We start from the raw sequence: 17619 nt of genomic DNA, 5'->3' as shown, positions 1-17619 counted from the left end.
AAAAAGGGTTCTATGCATGGGGACAAGAAACTCAGTATGAAAATAAGTGCCGTCCAACTTCAATCTTTTACAGGCGATATCGCGTCAAACATCGCTAAACATTTAGACTTCATCAAGGTTGCTGCCGCCCAAGGTGCTGACCTCGTTTTCTTCCCAGAGTTGTCACTCACGGGTTATGAACCGGGGCTTGTGCAGGCCCTTGCCACCGACATAACAGATCCCCGACTTGATATTTTTCAGCAATACAGCGACACGCACAACATTGTTATCGGGGTCGGTTTGCCAATCCCCGCAGCATCAAAAGTGCAAATTGGCATGATTTGGTTTGAACCCAAAACACCCCGTCACAGCTATGCTAAACAGCAGCTGCACAGTGATGAGCTGCCTTTTTTTGTGGCTGGTGATAGACAACTGGTGTTGACAACATCCGCCCATAAACTTGTGCCAGCAATCTGCTACGAATCGCTACAGCCAAATCACGCTGATCATGCTGCAAGTTTGGGGGTAGATGTGTATCTTGCCAGCGTTGCCAAACCTGCAACCGGCATGGCTAAAGCCATACTGCACTACCCTGCCATTGCACGTCAGCACAATATGCATGTAATCATGTCTGACGCCATTGGCCCGTGCGATAACTTCACCAGTGTTGGCCAGTCGGCTGTCTGGAACAATCAGGGTGAGTTGCTTATGCAAATGGATAGTAATTCAGAGGGGATTTTGATGGTAGATACGGTTAGTGGAAAAGCTAACGTGTATGATCCTGCTTTCTGTTGACGATGCTACTGGCATGATTATTTAATCGCAATCCCCAGGTCGTCTATCGGTTGGGCGGGATAATCATCTGTTCCCCATCGACACTATTGGTAATATCGCTGCTCAAGCCAGGTTCGGACCTCAGCTTCAGATAACCGAGCCGATTGTTGCTCAGTGACCGGATCATAGATGGTGTAGTAGGTTTGCCCTTGGCGATCGCACCGCTTTTCAATAATTGGCTCAGACGATCCCGTTGCCAGCTTCAAAAGGTACGCCCAGAATTTCTCTCGAAATACCGGAGAGCTCAGATGCTGCCACCAGGCTTTTGAAAAAAGCCAGCGGGACTCGGATAGTTGCCTCTCCAGCCTAACGATATGGGGCTCAGATAACCGACGCTGAAATTTCATTAGTGATATCTCCGTTTGTTAGATCACTTCTGGCTGCGATCGCCTGTGCCAGATATAGGTCCTATTTTTGCGAAAAAAACATGACCAGAACAGAGGCAATTAGGTTAAATTGTTATGGGTACAGTTTCATAAAAATAAACTGTACTGGTTTTTTTGAGGCTTAACTGTACCCCCGTTCGCTCAGGATGGAGTCTATACCGATGACCGCGCGTTCACTTTCCTCGCAGCTCACCCCGCTACAAGCAGCCACTGACCAAACCCTCTATGAACAAGTGGCCGAGCGCATCCAAGCCCTGATCCGAGAGGGCACCCTGAAGCCAGGGGAGCGCCTGCCGTCTGTGCGCAAACTTAAGCAGCAGCTATCGGTTAGCACGTCTACGGTGCTTGAAGCCTATCGTCTGTTAGAAGATCGCGGTTTCATTGTGGCTCGTCCCCAGTCGGGATATTACGTTAAAACCACAGCACTGGCATTACCAGAGGAGCCGTCCCAATCCACACCACCGTCGCAGATCCGCCCGGTTGATATTTCTCTGATGCTGCGACTCCTGCGCATAGACCTCTCCCCTGAAACTATTCATCTTGGGGCTGCAGTCCCTGGTGTACAGCACTTTCCGCTTAATACCCTGAATCGGTTAATGGGACAGGTGATGCGGAACAATCCCATGGTGGTTCATAGCTATAATACAGTGCCAGGCTGTGAGCCTCTACGCCGAGAAGTGGCCAAACGCATGCTCAATGCAGGCTGTTCTATTACACCGGATCAGATCATCGCCACGGCGGGAACTACAGAAGCCTGTTATCTGGCTCTACGTACGGTTACTCAGCCTGGGGATACTGTTGTGATTGAGTCCCCCGCCTACTATGCGGTGCTGGAGGCAATGAATTCTCTGGGGTTAAATGCCCTGGAACTGCCAACACATCCACAGGATGGAATTTCCTTAAGCGCCTTAGAATCAGCTCTAAAAAAACAATCGGTGTCGGCTTGTATGCTGGTGTCAAATTTTAGTAACCCCATCGGCAGCTGTATGAGCGATCGCAAAAAAAAGGCTCTGGTCGATTTACTCAACCAATATGATATTCCCCTAATTGAAGATGATGTCTATGGAGACCTCAACTTTGAGGGCAATCGCCCCAAAGCTATCAAGGCTTTTGACACAGAAGGACGAGTGATTTACTGTTCATCGGTCAGCAAAACCCTCTCCCCTGGGCTCCGGGTAGGCTGGTGTATTCCAGGTCGATATCAGCAACAGGTGGAACATCTGAAAGTTGTTGTCAGTCACATGACCGCCACCGCACCACAGTTGGCCGTAGCTGCTTTCTTTGCCAACGGCGGTTACGATCGTCACCTGCGCAACTTACGTCGTGCCTATCAACAACAAATGAACCGCATGCTCCAGGCAATTCTGGATTATTTCCCTGCTGAAACGCGAGTCACTTGTCCTAGCGGGGGGCATGTGCTCTGGGTTGAGATTCCGGGTGGTTTCGATGCACTAGAGCTATTTGAAGAAGCGATTCAACATCACATTAGCATTGCTCCTGGCCCCATGTTTTCGGCATCCAATCAATATCAAAATTGTTTTCGCCTAAACACTGGGTTACCCTGGTCCGATGAGATCGACCAGGCAATGAAAACCTTAGGGAATTTAACCAAAAAGCAACTGGCTCGCCAAATTTTAGCCATTTAGAGAAACATAACACTCTACGTTCTCAACAGCAGGAAATCAGCGGCTGAGAACGTAGAGTGGACAGATCTGTCAAATCAAAGGGTCCGGAGAAAGACCGCTAAGAAGATTGCACAAAAATAAAGTCCCAGGTTGAGGCTATAGATGGGTAGATGATTGACATCTTTTCTTATCCTAGTGATGCTGACCAAGGCACGCTTGATAGGAATTGCGATCCTTAGATTTTTTGCTCAGCGATCGCAGGTTGATTGAAACTTGTCCAGCTGCTTGAGAATGAGTACCCCAACCAATGCACTGAAGGCCGCCGTCATCCATAGTCCCCGAGCCGTGTCTGCGTTTTGATCCAAGGCCCAACCGCCGATCAGCGGTCCCAACAAATAGCCAACAGTCCAACACTGGGCGTTTAAGGATAGGTAAACTCCCAGAGACGATTTTGGAGCTAATTCTGTGACTAATGCCACTGAAAAGGGATTGTAGGTAACATTTGCGATCGCTAACACAACCACCGCCATTACCATTAACACGCCCTGGGCTCCAACCGACATACCCACAAACCAAACCAAAATAAAGCCCATACCCCATAACAGTATGGATATCATTAAGACATGGACACGCCGATAGGTTTGCATGGCGCGAACTATGGGCAACTGGAATAGAGCGGCTATCAGTACATAGCCAGAAAACAAAATCCCTACATTTTCAGGCGTCATCCTGGGTGTTGTAGCGTTGTGAACAAAGTTCGTAAAGTATAGCGGCATCGTGCTTTCCATCAGATTAATGTAGGTGGTAAACAAAATGTTGACCGCTGCAAACACTAAGAAAATAGGATTGAATAGCGCTTTCCTCCAGGCTGTCATCCCTTGAGCTGATTCAGCAGAGCACTGTCTATCACTACCGTCCTTAAATACAAATGCCAACACACCGAGAAAGATCAAAAAAGTGATACCATCCACGACGAACAACTGTTGATAAGCATTGCCAGTAGTCAACAGTAAGCCACCAAGAACAATTCCTAACCCTGATCCCAGGGAATCCGCTAATCCAGAAACAGCAAAAGCTTCTTCACGCTGATGATCGCTAGAATTATCGGTAATCGCCGCTCCTGAGGCCGGCCAGTAGAGACTATCTCCTAGCCCCATTAAAACATTGGCCAAAACCAGCAGAGAGAAACCGCGAGCGAACCAAAATACGCCATCAGCCAGAATAGAAATACAGCAGGAAAGCAGCAGCGTACGGCGACGTCCCCAAAATTGAGAATCTGTCATAGAGCCTGCCAGAAAATAGCCACCGGCACTGGCCATGGCAGCACTACTCAAGCCGATACCAACCTTTGTCGGCGATAGCCCGACCTGATTGACAAAATAAATCGGCACATAAAACAGGACAACTCCCGACCCAATCTGCGAGAGAAATCGACCGATAACCAGTATCCAAACCTGTGGGTTTAGTTTGGGAAACCAGGAGGTCACTAACGTCGCCATAAAGCCTCCGTTGTCAGTCTACAGACGCGACCGACTTTATAAAGTTTTTCCTTTACAAACTACTCTAGCGATTGAACTCGACTTTGTAAAGAAAATTCTTTAGAATGTAATCATGACCACAAAGCCACCGAAAAAAACTCGTAGTAAAAAGAATGAGCCCCGGCGCACACGGCGGGCTATTATTCACCTACTTAAGCAAGCGGGAGCGGCAGATGCCCATACCATTGCTGCACAGCTAGGGATCTCAGCCATGGCGGTCAGACAGCATCTCTATGCACTTCAAGATGAACAGCTAATCGCCTACGAAGAGGAAGCTCGTCCCATGGGACGTCCGGCAAAACTCTGGCATTTGACAGCGGCGGCTGATCGCTTTTTTCCAGAAGGCTATGCCGAGTTAACCCTGAGTCTGATTCACTCAGTTACAGAAGCATTTGGAGCAGAAGGATTAGATCGTTTGCTTGATATCCGCACCAAGCAACAACTTGAGGCGTATTGTGCCCAAATGAAGGCACAAGACTCCTGGCAGGAACGCCTGGAAACGCTGGCAGATATCCGCACCAGTGAGGGCTATATGGCCAATGTTTTACCCCAGGAGGATGGCTCGATGCTGCTGGTTGAAAATCACTGCCCTATCTGTGCCGCCGCCGCAACCTGTACTGGGTTGTGTGATCGAGAACTCGAAGTGTTTCAGACTGTGCTGGGAGTTGAAGTGGAGCGTACAGAACATCTGCTGGCGGGAGCCAGACGCTGTGCCTATCGCGTGGTATCTGATGATAAAAAAGCTGGAGAAAGTGCGATTGCTGATCTAGGGGATGAACCGGCCTAGAACTGTTTCTACTCAACTTTCACGGAAACGCACCATCATTATTAGTATTGTAAGTACGTTGTTTGTTTTGCGTAAGGTTAAAGAGAATTCCTTGGTTTACCAAGGACTGCCGACCAAAGTATAAGTAGACCAGTAAAAGGGATGTGTAAAGTTCCAACGTCCGTGGTTTTCCAGCTCTGGAAAATGGGCTAGAACTTGCCCATCAGTCCCATAGAGAGTGCCGTTTGCAAACTGGAGATCGCCTTGTAGCATGGCTAGCTGAGCCTGACGCAGAGCTGTTGCGCGTACCGACTGTTGCTGTAAGTGTTGATAAAAGTAGGTCATTAACCCCAGGGTACCTTCATCGCTAATGGGCCAAAGGCTAGCAACGGATGTTTGAACCCCAGCATTAACCGCTAGCCCAGCAAAGCCGTACTCGGCCTCACGATCGCCCAGGGCGGTATTGCAAGCGCTTAATACCATCAGGGCAATATTGGCGTCTTGTAGGCCTAACCGATGCACCTGATCAAGCTGGAGCGGCTGGTCCCAAAGTTGAATGTATGAATTGTCGGGTTCGCCGGGCTCAAATACTCCATGGCTGGCTAAGTGGATAATTCCATAGTTACTCTGGGTAATTTGCGATCGCAAATTACCCAGAGTAAATCTCTCATTGAGAAAAACCTTACTATCATCAAATGCTTGGGTGACAACTTTGAGTTCTTCAGGCACAGCTGGTAGAATCCGCTGTGATGGAAACTGAGAAGCTCCCATGGCCAGTAGCTGTGTACTTTCTAGCTGGCTGTAGAGAAACTTATCTGGTGCAAAATCGGTCAAACTAAGGCTAGGAATGACTCCTAAACTATACCGTTCAACTAAATACTCGGTGCCATTGTGGAGAGCAGCAACCGGAAGTGTACGTAAGCCGGTGTCCATGGCTAAGGCTAAGCTATTGATGCCGTATTGCTGTAATTCAGCTTCGACGGGAGTGATTAACCAGGTGTAAAGCTGTTGGGCAAGCGGGAGATATTGGGAGGGAGCAGATATGGAATTGGTCACCTGGGTGTAAAAAGCCTCAGCTACTGCCATGACCTCACTACGGGTAACCCCCTCAACTTTACGTCGGATAGTTTCACCTGTAGGGGTTAGCAACAGTAGTCCTAGCTCATCCTCAGGATTGAGTTCATTAGCTTCTGGCAGGGCGGTTTCTGCTTGATCTGGCACTAAAAAGTATACATATAAGACACCCGGCTTTATCCCCATAACGTCTTCGACATCCTCCAGAATTTTTGTCGCTGAGGCTAAACTAACGGATGAGATACTCACCCGTTCGTATAAATTTAAATGAGACTTAAACTGGTCTGAAAAAGAGTTTTCTAACTGCTCAAATAGAGTGCTATTGTCATGATTAGTACCGGCTAAAGCGCCTGATTCATCCAGGGAATGGCTATGACTGCCAAGCAGCGGTAACCGGATATGCCCAACTGCTGGCACGTCTGTCCCTACAGACGGATTAATAACCACAGCTGGGAGGGCAGCAGTTGGTGGGTTAGAAATTATAGGCGAGGTAGCGGTCGGTGGTGGAGTAACGCTTGGCGGAGCAATGATATCCTGGGTCAGCAGCGCAATGTTACCTAGCGTGTAGCTATTTAGAAAAAAATTTTCTGCCGGGATGTAAAAGTCTCCGCTGGCAAGGCCAGCAGTACTGCCCAGGACACTACTATCAACAACTTGAAAGGGAACAGTGCTGTTGCCGCCGTGGCGAATAGTAATCGCTCCTGTACCGTTGGTGGCAGCAGTAGAAATGCTAGCGTTGTAACCGTCTAAATTAGTAAAACTATGGAGAGCTCGGAAAAATTGATCAGTGGTAATATCGACATTACCGCCTGCAGGCCCACCCTCAGCGCGAACGGTGTGAACCTGAATCGTGTCTGCAGACTGGAGGGTAACATCTCCCCCAACACCGGTTATACCAGTTGTATCAATCTGTTGCGTAGTAATTGTTGTCGCCGCATTAATCACCAGATCACCCCCATCCAGGGCGGTATTGGTCAAAATATCTTGAGTGCTGACGGCACCACCGCTGTTGATTTTAATGCCAGCTGGAGCCGTCAGCCTGGCCGTTGTGATATCTTGGGCTGCTGACAGTATGAGTTCAGGGGCGCTCAGGTTAAAGCCTTGAGTGTCAATACTTCCCTCCGCCTGGGGAGAAGAGAGGGTAGTAGGGGAGGGCAGGGTAACATCGGCTTCCAGGGTGATCGTACCGCTGCTCTCAGCGTGGCCAATGGTGATGCTTGTAAATCCTGCCGAGATGCTGGCCAATTCCGTTGTGGAGAGGGTAAGAGCAGCTGACACATCAGCCCCACCTAGTTGTATATCTCTGGAGGTAGAGCTGGGTGCAATGATAAGTTCGCCGCTGCCTGTAATGGCTGTACCCAGATTGATACGATCGCCTCTAAATGTCAGTGGACCCATTCCTCCATCTACAGTACCGGTAAAACCGGCGTCGTTGGCAAGACTGTTGATTTGATCTGCTTGATTGCCTGCTACGAGGCTTTGAATATTTATAAAATTGTCGATGCCTGGACCATGGCCTGTATTGCTAGCTGTTAAGTGCCAAATACTGGCAATATTGTCGCCAATTAAAGTGTTATTACCGGCACCGCCATCGATAGATGCAATAGAGGCGGTGCCATCCAGCTTAAAGTTATCATTGCCGCTACCGCCTATAAAGGATTCGAGGGTATTAAAACTGGTGATATTGGTAGTACTGTTAGTTTGTAGATCAACAGTAATATCACTGGTATAGGTACTGTAGTCAACAGTATCAAAACCATCACCACCGATCAGGGTGCCAGTGACTGATGCGCCATTATTTAAGCTAAATGTGTCGTTGCCAGCTCTGGCGTCTACCGTTTCAATGTTGGCAAATGTCTTGTTGCTTAAGGTGCCGGTGTTATTTCCAGTAATTGCGATCGCATCATTTCCACTAGTCCCCAGTAGTATATCAGCCCCATTGCCACCCCAGAAGTCTTCTATACTAACAAAACCAGCAACATTGTTGGCCGTCTGATTTTCAACATCAATAGTCACTCCTACGGCACTAGCACTATAGTCCAGCGTATCAGTCCCAGCACCGCCATCCAAATTAGTCCATGTGCCACCATTAACAATAAAACGATCGTCCCCATCTCCCGGTAAAATTGTTTCAAACCCTTCAAATGCCGTGCCATTCAGGATGCCAGCACCCACATCAGTTAGAGTGACCACATCGTTAGCAGCGGTTCCTTGCAGCGTGTTGGCACCACTACCGGCAATCACATGGTGAATATTGCTAATGCCTCCAGTTCCTGGCGCGCTGCCTGTGGCTAAGTCGATAGTAATATCGGTGATGTAGGCACTGTAGTCTAGGGTATTGTTGCCAGTGCCACCATCCAGGCTACCGTTAATAACCGCGCCATTACCAAAAATAAACTGGTCATTACCTCCTGCCCCATTAATTGTTTGAATACCCGCAAAATTAATGCCGTTAAACGTGCCCGCATCAACCCCTGAGAACGTGGCTATATCATCCCCATCAGCACCCTGGAGGGTATCGTTAGTGCCATTGCTGACAACAATTGAGTCAACATTTTCAAAACTCAGACCGTTACTAAAAAGACGATCTAGATTGCCCTGATTATTTGCTGTTACGGTCCAGTCAGTGACCTGCTCAGGTCCCCTCAGACTGTTTGCACCCAGAATATTCACGGGATCTTGAAACGGTGTTGCCCCTCTATCGGTAACAGAATCGTGGAGGGTAATGGTCCCCGTACCATCAGAACGCCCAATGGCAATATGGGTAAATCCATCTTTGAGGGCCGAGATATCTGTTTCTAATAGGTCTAAGTCAAATAGCGTGTTGGTACCCGGTCCTAGGTTAATTGCTGTTGCTGGGTTATCCGGTTCAATGGATAGCGTTGTGCCAATAATCGAATTATTACCTCCATTAAGATTGAGTTCATTGCTTCTGACTGTGATATTTTCAGCATTCAAACTACCTGCGATGGAGGTTAGCAGCGGAGCTGTAAGATTGACATCACCTGCTCCCGTTGCCGAATCAGCGTCAATGGACTGGAGGGTAATGGTTGTTCCAGATATATTGATATCTCGTCCTGATGTTTTCAGCAAATCATCAGCACCGCTCATAAAAAAGCTACCAATAAAGTTGTTATTGGCATCGGCGATAAAGGTGATGGAGCCCGTGCCCGGTTGAAATGTCAGTTCGTTATTACCACCCAAATCAATCTCAATATTGGTATTAGCCTGGAAGATGATGTTGTCATCACCGTCCCAGCTTTCTAAGGTATTGGCATGGAGGGTGAGCGTGCCGAAATCGTTATCAATAGCGCTAATATCAGGGAGTAAAAGCGATTCTGTTGCAACTTCTGCCGGGGTACCATCACTGACAATGCGAATATTATCAGGGTCAAATAAGATGGAGCCTGACTCTCCTTGAGGGGCACTCAGGGAGAACTGACCATCAAACCCCAGGTGGGATTTACCAGAAATCTCGATCAAGCCGCCGTTACCATTGAGGCTCCCCCCTTCGGCGTAGGCACTGCCGCTAAAATGAGTCACATCATCGGCCCAAACAATAATCTGGCCACCGTTACCTTGCTGTAGGGCATTAGCGCTGAGTTCAGAGCCTGAGTTCACCCTCGTCTGGCTGGCGTTGGGCAGTGGACCTCTGCCCTGGTAGTTGCCCCCAACATAAATTTGCCCCCCTTGATTAATGCCGTCAGCCCTGATGTCTGCATTAACAAGTGAGGTTTGGTCTCCTAAAATCGCGATCTGTCCACCCTGATCTCCAGCACTGTTGATAGTGCCAGTAATGGCCACATGACCTGCGGCAGGGGTAATCGTCTCGGTTTGGGTGAGCCGTACTGTACCGTCTGTTTCAAGGATAAGCGTGTTGGCATCTGCAAAGCGGCTACCTGTGAGCAGAGCAGGCAAGCTCACGGGTGTTATGTCAGTCTCCCAACCGCTTGTGGTCCAGGGCTCAAGATCTAAGGTTAGTATCTGGTTGGTTAAACTTAGCTGTACCCGACTGTTGTCTGCCACCGCAGCAACAGTAATTGTGCCGGCAGGAGCCACTAAGGTGCCCGCATTAATGACGCTGCCGCCTAGTAAACTTAAACGCTGGCCAGGGTCTACCTGTAAGTCTCCCAGATTAACCAGATGGGCGGGGCTAGAGATAAATGCGAGACTTTGGGGCGCACCGACCAACGCTTGATAGTTTGCTCCATCTGCTAGCCAGCCTTGCTCAAATCCGATGGCGTCAGCCGTGGCCGCCGTAAAATCTCCCTGCAAATTAAGATGGGCATCGGGTCCAAACAGGATGCCAGCGGAGTTTAGTAACCACAAGTTAGCATTGTTGGATACAGCTAATCCACCATCAATGATCGATGCTTGCCCACCTGTAACTTGACCCAAAATATTTTGAACTGGGTCTGAAGCCATAAATATGACTGTTTGGTCAGGCTGCACATTAAAGTTTTCAAACTGATGAAAGAGATTGATTTCATCTGTTGACTGAATACCATCGGTGACCTGAATCTGAAAACCTTTTGTAGTCGTTGATGTCGCTCCTGTCGGTGTTATTTGTCCCCAGGCAGGTGCAATCCCCAGAGCAAAAATACCTAAGCAACCTGCTAGCTGCAGAGTATTTAGCCGTTGCCATCCTGAGTGGCCCATAATGTTGAAAATGCTAATGCCGAACGCAGTCAAGTTGCAATAGTCACAACTTTCCCTTTTTAATCACAGCTAACTTATGATTGAAATGTAACCCTAATGACACGGGTTTTTGTTGGACAACTCCCTGATAGCTGAAGCTGTGCAAATACTGACGGCAGTAACAAGATTTATAATAGGGGTTAGGTGGAGATAGGTGTTTTTAGGTGAGCCTCATGGTTTCTAGGTAAATTCACTTATTTTTGGTCATAGAAACATCGGCCTGTAGGATAAATGCTTAAGACAGATAAAATATGGCTCAGCCTAAACTCATCTGTTCTTATTAATCTGGTTTAAACTTCACTAATTGATTCAGATTATGGATTTAGGGATGTTTCTGTAACTGATCTAAAAATTTTTTTCATTTCTCAGATCGGGTTCCTAACATGGCAGTAGGAGTATCTGTCTAGATGCTTCCTCGCTCGCCTCAGTTTGTTGATAGAGGTAATGGAGGTTTTATGGTTGAAACTTATCAACCATCCCACGAGGCCACGTTAGATCGTGACTCAATGACGCTGTCGCGCCATATATTACAGCAGCTGCAAAGTTTTGGGCCAGATGCTCAAGATCTAAGCGCTTTAATGAATCGTATTGCCTTAGCTGGCAAGCTAATTTCTAGACATTTATCACGGGCCGGTTTGGTAGAAGATGCCCTCGGGTTTACCGGACGCGAAAATGTGCAGGGGGAATCGGTCAAGAAAATGGACGTCTATGCCAACGACGTTTTTATTTCTGTCTTTAAGCAAAGCGGTTTGGTCTGTCGCTTAGCGTCTGAAGAGATGGAAGCCCCGTTTTATATCCCAGAAAATTGTCCAATTGGTCGGTACACGTTGCTCTATGATCCCATTGATGGTTCTTCAAATGTAGATATTAATCTCAATGTTGGTTCAATTTTTGCTATCCGCCAACAACGGGGAAATGATGAAGGACAAACTGGGCAAGACTTGCTGCAACCGGGTCGAGAGCAGTTAGCAGCAGGCTATATTCTCTATGGTCCCAGTACTGTTCTGGTGTATACCATTGGTAACGGCGTTCATGCATTTACCCTTGATCCCAGCCTGGGAGAATTTATCCTTTCGGAAGAGAACATTAAAATCCCAGCCCATGGCCCTGTTTACAGTGTAAATGAAGGTAACTTTTGGCAGTGGGATGACTCTATTCGAGACTATATTCGGTACGTGCATCGTCATGAAGGCTACTCAGCTCGCTATAGTGGCGCTTTAGTAGGAGATTTTCACCGTATTTTGACCCAGGGCGGTGTGTTTTTATATCCAGGCACCGTTAAAAACCCTGAGGGTAAACTGCGCTTGCTGTATGAGTCATCACCTTTAGCCTTTTTGGCAGAGCAGGCCGGGGGACGCGCTTCGACCGGTACTCAGGAAGTTTTAGATGTGTCTCCTGATCGGCTACACATGCGTACACCTTTGGTACTGGGCAGTACAGAAGATGTGGCCTTAGTGGAATCGTTTATTCAAGATCGGTTTCGCGAGCGTGAAGCTGAGATCGCCGTTGTTGGTTAGGACCGGTGGAAAACGTATTTCCGACGGTGCTGGTCGCATTGGTTAAAGCGATCTGAGACAGATTAAACGGATAAATTACATAGGATTAACTCACCCATGACTACGGTAAATGACAGCCCAATTTTACATTTGAAGGACTATGGTCAGAGTGTTTGGATGGACAATCTGAGCCGAGATTTGCTGGTTTCAGGCGAGCTGGTTCAGCTGATTGATAGTCGGGATGTGCATGGGATCACGTCTAACCCAGCCATTTTTGAAAAAGCGATCGCAGGTAATCAGATTTACGACCAGGAGATTGAAGCCGGTGTCCGGGCGGGTCAGTCCGTTGATCAAATCTATGAGTCACTGGTTTTTGACGATATTCGTCGCGCCTGTGATGTACTTAAGCCCATCTATGAATCCACCAATGGGTTGGATGGCTATGTCAGCCTGGAAGTGCCCCCCAACCTGGCTCACGATGCAGAGGGTACGCTGAAGGAAGCCCGCCGCTATGCCGCTGCTATCGGTCGGCCCAATCTGATGATTAAGATCCCCGGTACACCCGAGGGACTAAAGGCCGTTGAACAGACTATCCGCGATGGGATCAACGTCAATGTAACACTGCTGTTCTCAGTTCAGAGCTATATTGATACCGCCTGGGCCTACATTCGCGGTTTGGAAGGCCGTTTGGCTGATGGTAACGATATCAGCTCGCTCGCATCGGTGGCCAGTTTCTTTTTGAGCCGGATTGACAGCAAGGTGGATGACACCCTGGATCAGCTGGCTGAGTCTGACCAGAATAAGCGGGATCAGATTGCTGGGTTAAAAGGTAAGGTTGCGATCGCCAATGCCAAACTCGCCTACCAAGAATACAAAAAGATCATCCAAAGCGATCGCTGGCAGACCCTGGTTGCCAACGGAGCCAAGGTGCAGCGTCTATTGTGGGCCAGCACTAGCACCAAAAATCCAGCCTACAGCGACGTTATGTACGTCGATGAGCTGATTGGCCCTGATACCGTCAATACACTGCCACCCCAGACCATTGAAGCCTGTGCCGACCACTGCAGCGTCACCAGCCGTATTGAAACCGATGTAGATCAAGCCTATGCTGTGCTTGAGACCCTGCCTACCGTTGGCATTGACCTTGACCAGGTGATGGACGAGCTACTAGCCGAGGGCATCGACAAATTTATCAAGCCTTTTGACCAGCTGATGGATTCGCTAGTGATGAAGGTTAAACAACTGTCACCCGCGTAACAACAAACGTAGGGGCATCCCCTTGTGGGTGCCCAGTTCTCTATCTCAGGCACCCTTTGTGGGTGCCCCTACCGTTTTTCATTCTCCCTATTCCCCCACATGGTTTCTCTCCTCGAAAATCCCCTACGCGTTGGTCTCCAACAAGATCGTATTCCTGAGCCCCAGATCTTAGTGATCTTTGGCGCATCCGGGGATCTAACCCAGCGTAAGCTGGTGCCCTCCCTGTATAAAATGCGTCAGGAGCGGCGACTGCCTCCGGAGCTAACCATTGTGGGGGTGTCTCGCCGGGAGTGGAGTCATGAATTCTTTCGGGAGCATCTGAAGCAAGGAATTGAAGACTACGGCGGCGGTATCAATAACCAGATGCTGTGGGAGAACTTTTCGTCTGGGTTGTTTTACTGTCCGGGCAATATTGATCAACCGGAAAGCTACCAGAAGCTCAAAGCCTTTTTATCCGAGTTAGACGAGAAACGCTATACGCGAGGAAATCGGCTGTTTTATCTATCGGTGGCACCGCGCTTTTTTGCTGAGGCCACCCAGCAGCTGGGAGCGGCGGGTATGCTGGCCGATCCAACCAAACAGCGCTTAATTATTGAAAAGCCCTTTGGCCGTGACTTAGCCTCAGCCCAGGCTTTGAACCAAAAGGTGCGCGCTGCTGTTCCGGAACAGCAGGTTTATCGCATTGATCACTATCTGGGTAAAGAAACCGTTCAGAACCTGCTGGTATTTCGATTTGCTAATGCCATTTTTGAGCCGTTGTGGAATCGTCAGTTTGTAGACCACGTCCAGATCACGGTGGCAGAGACGGTCGGTTTAGAAGGTCGAGCTGGTTACTATGAAACCGCTGGAGCCCTGCGGGACATGGTGCAAAACCATCTGATGCAGCTATTTTGTCTAACGGCCATGGAGCCACCCAATTCTCTAGAGGCCTCTAGCGTACGAGATGAAAAAGTTAAGGTACTGCAGGCGACACGGCTGGCAGACCCCCTGAATTTGGACCAATGTGTTGTAAGAGGGCAATATACCAACGGTTGGATGAAGGGTAAGGCGGTACCTGGCTATCGTGAAGAAGAAGAAGGACTGGAAAAGTCCACCATCCATACGTTTGCTGCCATTGAAATGCGGGTAGATAACTGGCGTTGGCAAGGGGTGCCCTTCTATTTACGTACGGGTAAACGGATGCCCAAAAAAGTATCGGAAATCTCAGTACACTTCAAGCAGGTGCCCCACCTGATGTTTCAGTCGGCAGCAAAGCAGATGAATGATAATATTCTGGCCCTGCGAATTCAGCCTGATGAAGGGATCTCGATGCGGTTTGAAGTGAAAACGCCGGGTAGTTCTTTGCGGACACGCTCTGTGGACATGGACTTCCGCTATGATGCGGCCTTTGGCAAACCCAGTACTGATGCCTATGCCCGTTTGTTGGTAGACGCTATGCTTGGGGATCAAACCCTGTTTACCCGAGGCGATGAGGTAGAAGAGTCCTGGCGGGTATTAACGCCGGTACTAGAAGCCTGGGATAGTCCGGCAGATCCGGCCCAGATTCCTTTATATGAAGCAGGTACGTGGGAACCGGTCGAGGCTGAGTTCTTGCTAAACAAAGTCGGTCGTCGCTGGCGCAGACTTTAGTTATTGGTTCTGCGTGTTGAAACGACTAGTCACTAAGAACGAATAACCAATAACTAGTCACTAAGAACGAATAACCAATAACTTTCAATCCCCCTGACCTTACTATCCAATCGCGCGGTAAAGCTATGGTGACCTCTCTACTTACGCTACAAAAGCCTAAAGATATTTCAGTTGATGACATTGAAGCTGAACTACGGGATATATGGCATAACTATGCCAGTGATGGCTCCGGTGTAGCGACGCGGGCAACCACGTTCAATGTGATTATTTATGAGCCTGAAGAGATTCAGCAGCTGCTGGCCGCTCTAGGCTTTTACAGTAAACCCATCGATGGGCAGCATGGGCCAGAGACCAGGAATGCGATCGCAAAAGCTCAACAAACCTATGACCTACCGATTACTAATCGGGTTGATCAAGCAACCCTAAATCGTCTGCGCCAAGAATTTCGGGCTTTGCTACCTGAACAGCGACACTACAGCAATGCTGACCTGCGCGGCTTCAGCCTCAACGAAGCCTTAGCTGCCCAGAACCCCTGTCGGGTCATTACCCTTTGCCCCACCTTTGACGATGAAGATACCGGTGTCACGGCCCAGGTATCCGCTTACTGCCCGATCCAGAAAAGCAGTGGTAGCCGGTTGGTGTGCTGCGAGTACATTACGCTACGAGGGACAAAACAAGCACTAGACCGAGTCGATAACCTGGTTAAATCATTGGTAATTGATGATCTGCCCAAGTTTGTCTGGTGGAAAGCAACACCAAACCCTGAACAACTGCTGTTCCAATCCATGGCCAAGCTGAGTAGCTGCATTATTTTAGATTCCAGCTACTACGGCAATCCTGAATCAGAACTGCTAAAAATTCATCAGCTGGTGGATAGCGGCACCAATGTAGCCGATCTAAACTGGTATCGCCTCGCACCATGGCAGGAACTGTCTGCCGCCTCCTTTGATCCGCCTGAGCGACGCCTGGCACTGCTGGAAATGGACCAGGTCGGTGTTGATTACGAAAAGGGCAACGCGGCCCAGGCCCTACTTTATCTGGGTTGGCTCGCCAGTCGTCTCCAGTGGCAACCTGAAGACTATCAGTTGGAAGGTGGCGACTACGATCTACGGCGCATCACCCTCAAAGACAAACATGGACGTTCCATTGATGTGGAGCTAGCCGCTATCCCAGTCGCCGACGTGGGAGAAGTCCTGGGTGATTTAACCGGGCTGCGAATGTCGTCGACGAACCTGGATGCCAACTGCTGCACTATTCTGTGTTCTGAAACCGCAGGCTGTATGCGGATGGAATCGGGTGGTGGAGCCCAATCTTGTTACATTCAAGAAGTTACAGCCATCTCTGACCAGCGGTCTGACCTGTTACTCGAACAGCAGCTACAGCGATGGGGTGAAGATGTGCTGTTTGAAGAAAGCCTGGCAGTGACGGCTCAGATTTTAAAGCTATTAGATCTTGTCAACAACTAGCCTAGAGGAGACCGCAGATTAACTGTCACATAAATGAAAAAGCCGGAGCCAGACAGACTGTCTGACCCCGGCTTTTTAGTGAGTTTTGGTTCACCAGAATATTGAGGTTCAACATGAGATGCGTCTACATAGTAGCTAGAAACAATGGGTTGTGATTGCATCCAAGCAGACAGCCCCCATTGTTTTGTAGGGTTATCCTGACTTTTCAATTCTTGGAGCTCCCAGAGACTATGGAACAAAGCGAGGCAAACGATTTTTTCTGTGCAGATATAAGCCGTTTATTTTGAGGAGTAGTCACAGCAAACTATGTTGCTATGCCAAATTGAAATGCAAGCCCTTGATCCTGTCGCTCAAGAGCCGACCTATTATATTGTTGGACGTTATGGGTTTGATCTAGCACTTCAGGAACAGGAGGAGGTGTGGATTAATTGGCAGATATGGGAGAAAAAATTTGAAATTAGATCCAGGGTTGTTGGACGACGTAAGGAGATCTATGTGGATGGTAAAAGTATTGCTCTGGGGATGAGTGAGAGTGAAAAAGAAAAGTTTTTAGCGATTTATCCCAATGGTCTTGAGACGCTATCGGATGGGGCTAGTTTGTTTTTGCTGAGGATTTTTGTTGAGGCTGTGGATAAAGAACAACTGTTTGAAGTGCAAAAAGCACTGGCGCAGGGTGAACGTAGGCTGAAACCCCAGGGGCAATTGCCTAAAACAAAGCAGTAGCGTTGAGAGACGTTTCATGGAACGTCTGTAAGGTAGATAGCCGAAAGCAAACGTCCTTAACACCGCTGGTTTCGACTCCGCTCAACCAGCTAATTTAGAGGAACGAGGGCTGAGGCTTCGACGGTGAGACTTCGGCGTGAGCTCAGTC

The 17619-nt window shown here is 48.6% G+C and carries 11 protein-coding genes; 8 read left to right on the top strand and 3 right to left on the bottom strand.

Annotation, left to right across the window (positions count from 1 at the left end):
* Window positions 1–36 precede the first annotated feature (36 nt).
* A complete protein-coding gene (locus tag N836_RS50070; RefSeq protein ID WP_031292527.1) occupies window positions 37–774 on the top strand; it encodes a carbon-nitrogen hydrolase family protein in 738 nt (245 codons plus the stop codon).
* Window positions 775–857: 83 nt separating this feature from the next.
* Here N836_RS50070 and N836_RS50065 read toward each other — a convergent pair whose 3' ends face one another.
* Complete coding sequence (locus tag N836_RS50065) at window positions 858–1160, bottom strand: hypothetical protein (RefSeq protein WP_023072320.1); 303 nt, start codon at window positions 1158–1160, stop codon at window positions 858–860.
* A gap of 200 nt (window positions 1161–1360) precedes the next feature.
* Here N836_RS50065 and N836_RS50060 point away from each other — a divergent pair, with 200 nt between their 5' ends.
* Window positions 1361–2845, top strand: coding sequence for an aminotransferase-like domain-containing protein (locus tag N836_RS50060; RefSeq protein WP_023072319.1), 1485 nt, complete (start codon window positions 1361–1363; stop codon window positions 2843–2845).
* Between the two features lie 227 nt (window positions 2846–3072).
* On the opposite strand, the gene N836_RS50055 is transcribed toward N836_RS50060, so the two are convergent.
* The gene (locus N836_RS50055) at window positions 3073–4323 is read right to left on the bottom strand and encodes an MFS transporter (protein WP_023072318.1); all 1251 of its coding nucleotides are present in this window, start codon (window positions 4321–4323) and stop codon (window positions 3073–3075) included.
* Window positions 4324–4435: 112 nt separating this feature from the next.
* On the opposite strand from N836_RS50055, the gene N836_RS50050 reads away from it, so the two are divergent.
* On the top strand, window positions 4436–5149 hold the full coding sequence (locus N836_RS50050) for a helix-turn-helix transcriptional regulator (RefSeq protein ID WP_023072317.1): 714 nt from the start codon (window positions 4436–4438) through the stop codon (window positions 5147–5149).
* 96 nt (window positions 5150–5245) lie between these two features.
* Here N836_RS50050 and N836_RS50045 read toward each other — a convergent pair whose 3' ends face one another.
* Entirely contained in the window at window positions 5246–10861 is a 5616-nt protein-coding gene (locus tag N836_RS50045; protein WP_023072316.1) for a CHAT domain-containing protein, read from the bottom strand.
* Between the two features lie 494 nt (window positions 10862–11355).
* Between N836_RS50045 and fbp the strand changes: the two genes are divergently transcribed.
* The 5 genes from fbp to N836_RS50020 all read left to right on the top strand — a co-directional run bounded on the left by fbp (window position 11356) and on the right by N836_RS50020 (window position 17471).
* Complete coding sequence (fbp, locus tag N836_RS50040) at window positions 11356–12417, top strand: class 1 fructose-bisphosphatase (RefSeq protein ID WP_031292525.1); 1062 nt, start codon at window positions 11356–11358, stop codon at window positions 12415–12417.
* A gap of 96 nt (window positions 12418–12513) precedes the next feature.
* Entirely contained in the window at window positions 12514–13653 is a 1140-nt protein-coding gene (gene tal / locus N836_RS50035; protein ID WP_023072314.1) for a transaldolase, read from the top strand.
* 99 nt (window positions 13654–13752) lie between these two features.
* Window positions 13753–15282 (top strand): glucose-6-phosphate dehydrogenase, encoded by a 1530-nt coding sequence (gene zwf, locus N836_RS50030; protein WP_023072313.1) that lies wholly within the window; start codon window positions 13753–13755, stop codon window positions 15280–15282.
* A 125-nt stretch (window positions 15283–15407) separates the two neighbouring features.
* Complete coding sequence (gene opcA, locus N836_RS50025; protein ID WP_023072312.1) at window positions 15408–16748, top strand: glucose-6-phosphate dehydrogenase assembly protein OpcA; 1341 nt, start codon at window positions 15408–15410, stop codon at window positions 16746–16748.
* Between the two features lie 306 nt (window positions 16749–17054).
* Window positions 17055–17471 carry a hypothetical protein gene (locus N836_RS50020; protein ID WP_023072310.1) on the top strand — a complete coding sequence of 139 codons (417 nt, stop codon included), beginning with the start codon at window positions 17055–17057 and terminating at the stop codon, window positions 17469–17471.
* Window positions 17472–17619: the final 148 nt, after the last annotated feature.

Source organism: Leptolyngbya sp. Heron Island J (assembly GCF_000482245.1).
Taxonomy (GTDB): Bacteria; Cyanobacteriota; Cyanobacteriia; order Phormidesmidales; family Phormidesmidaceae; genus Leptothoe.
This window is presented reverse-complemented; position numbering and strand designations above follow the sequence as displayed.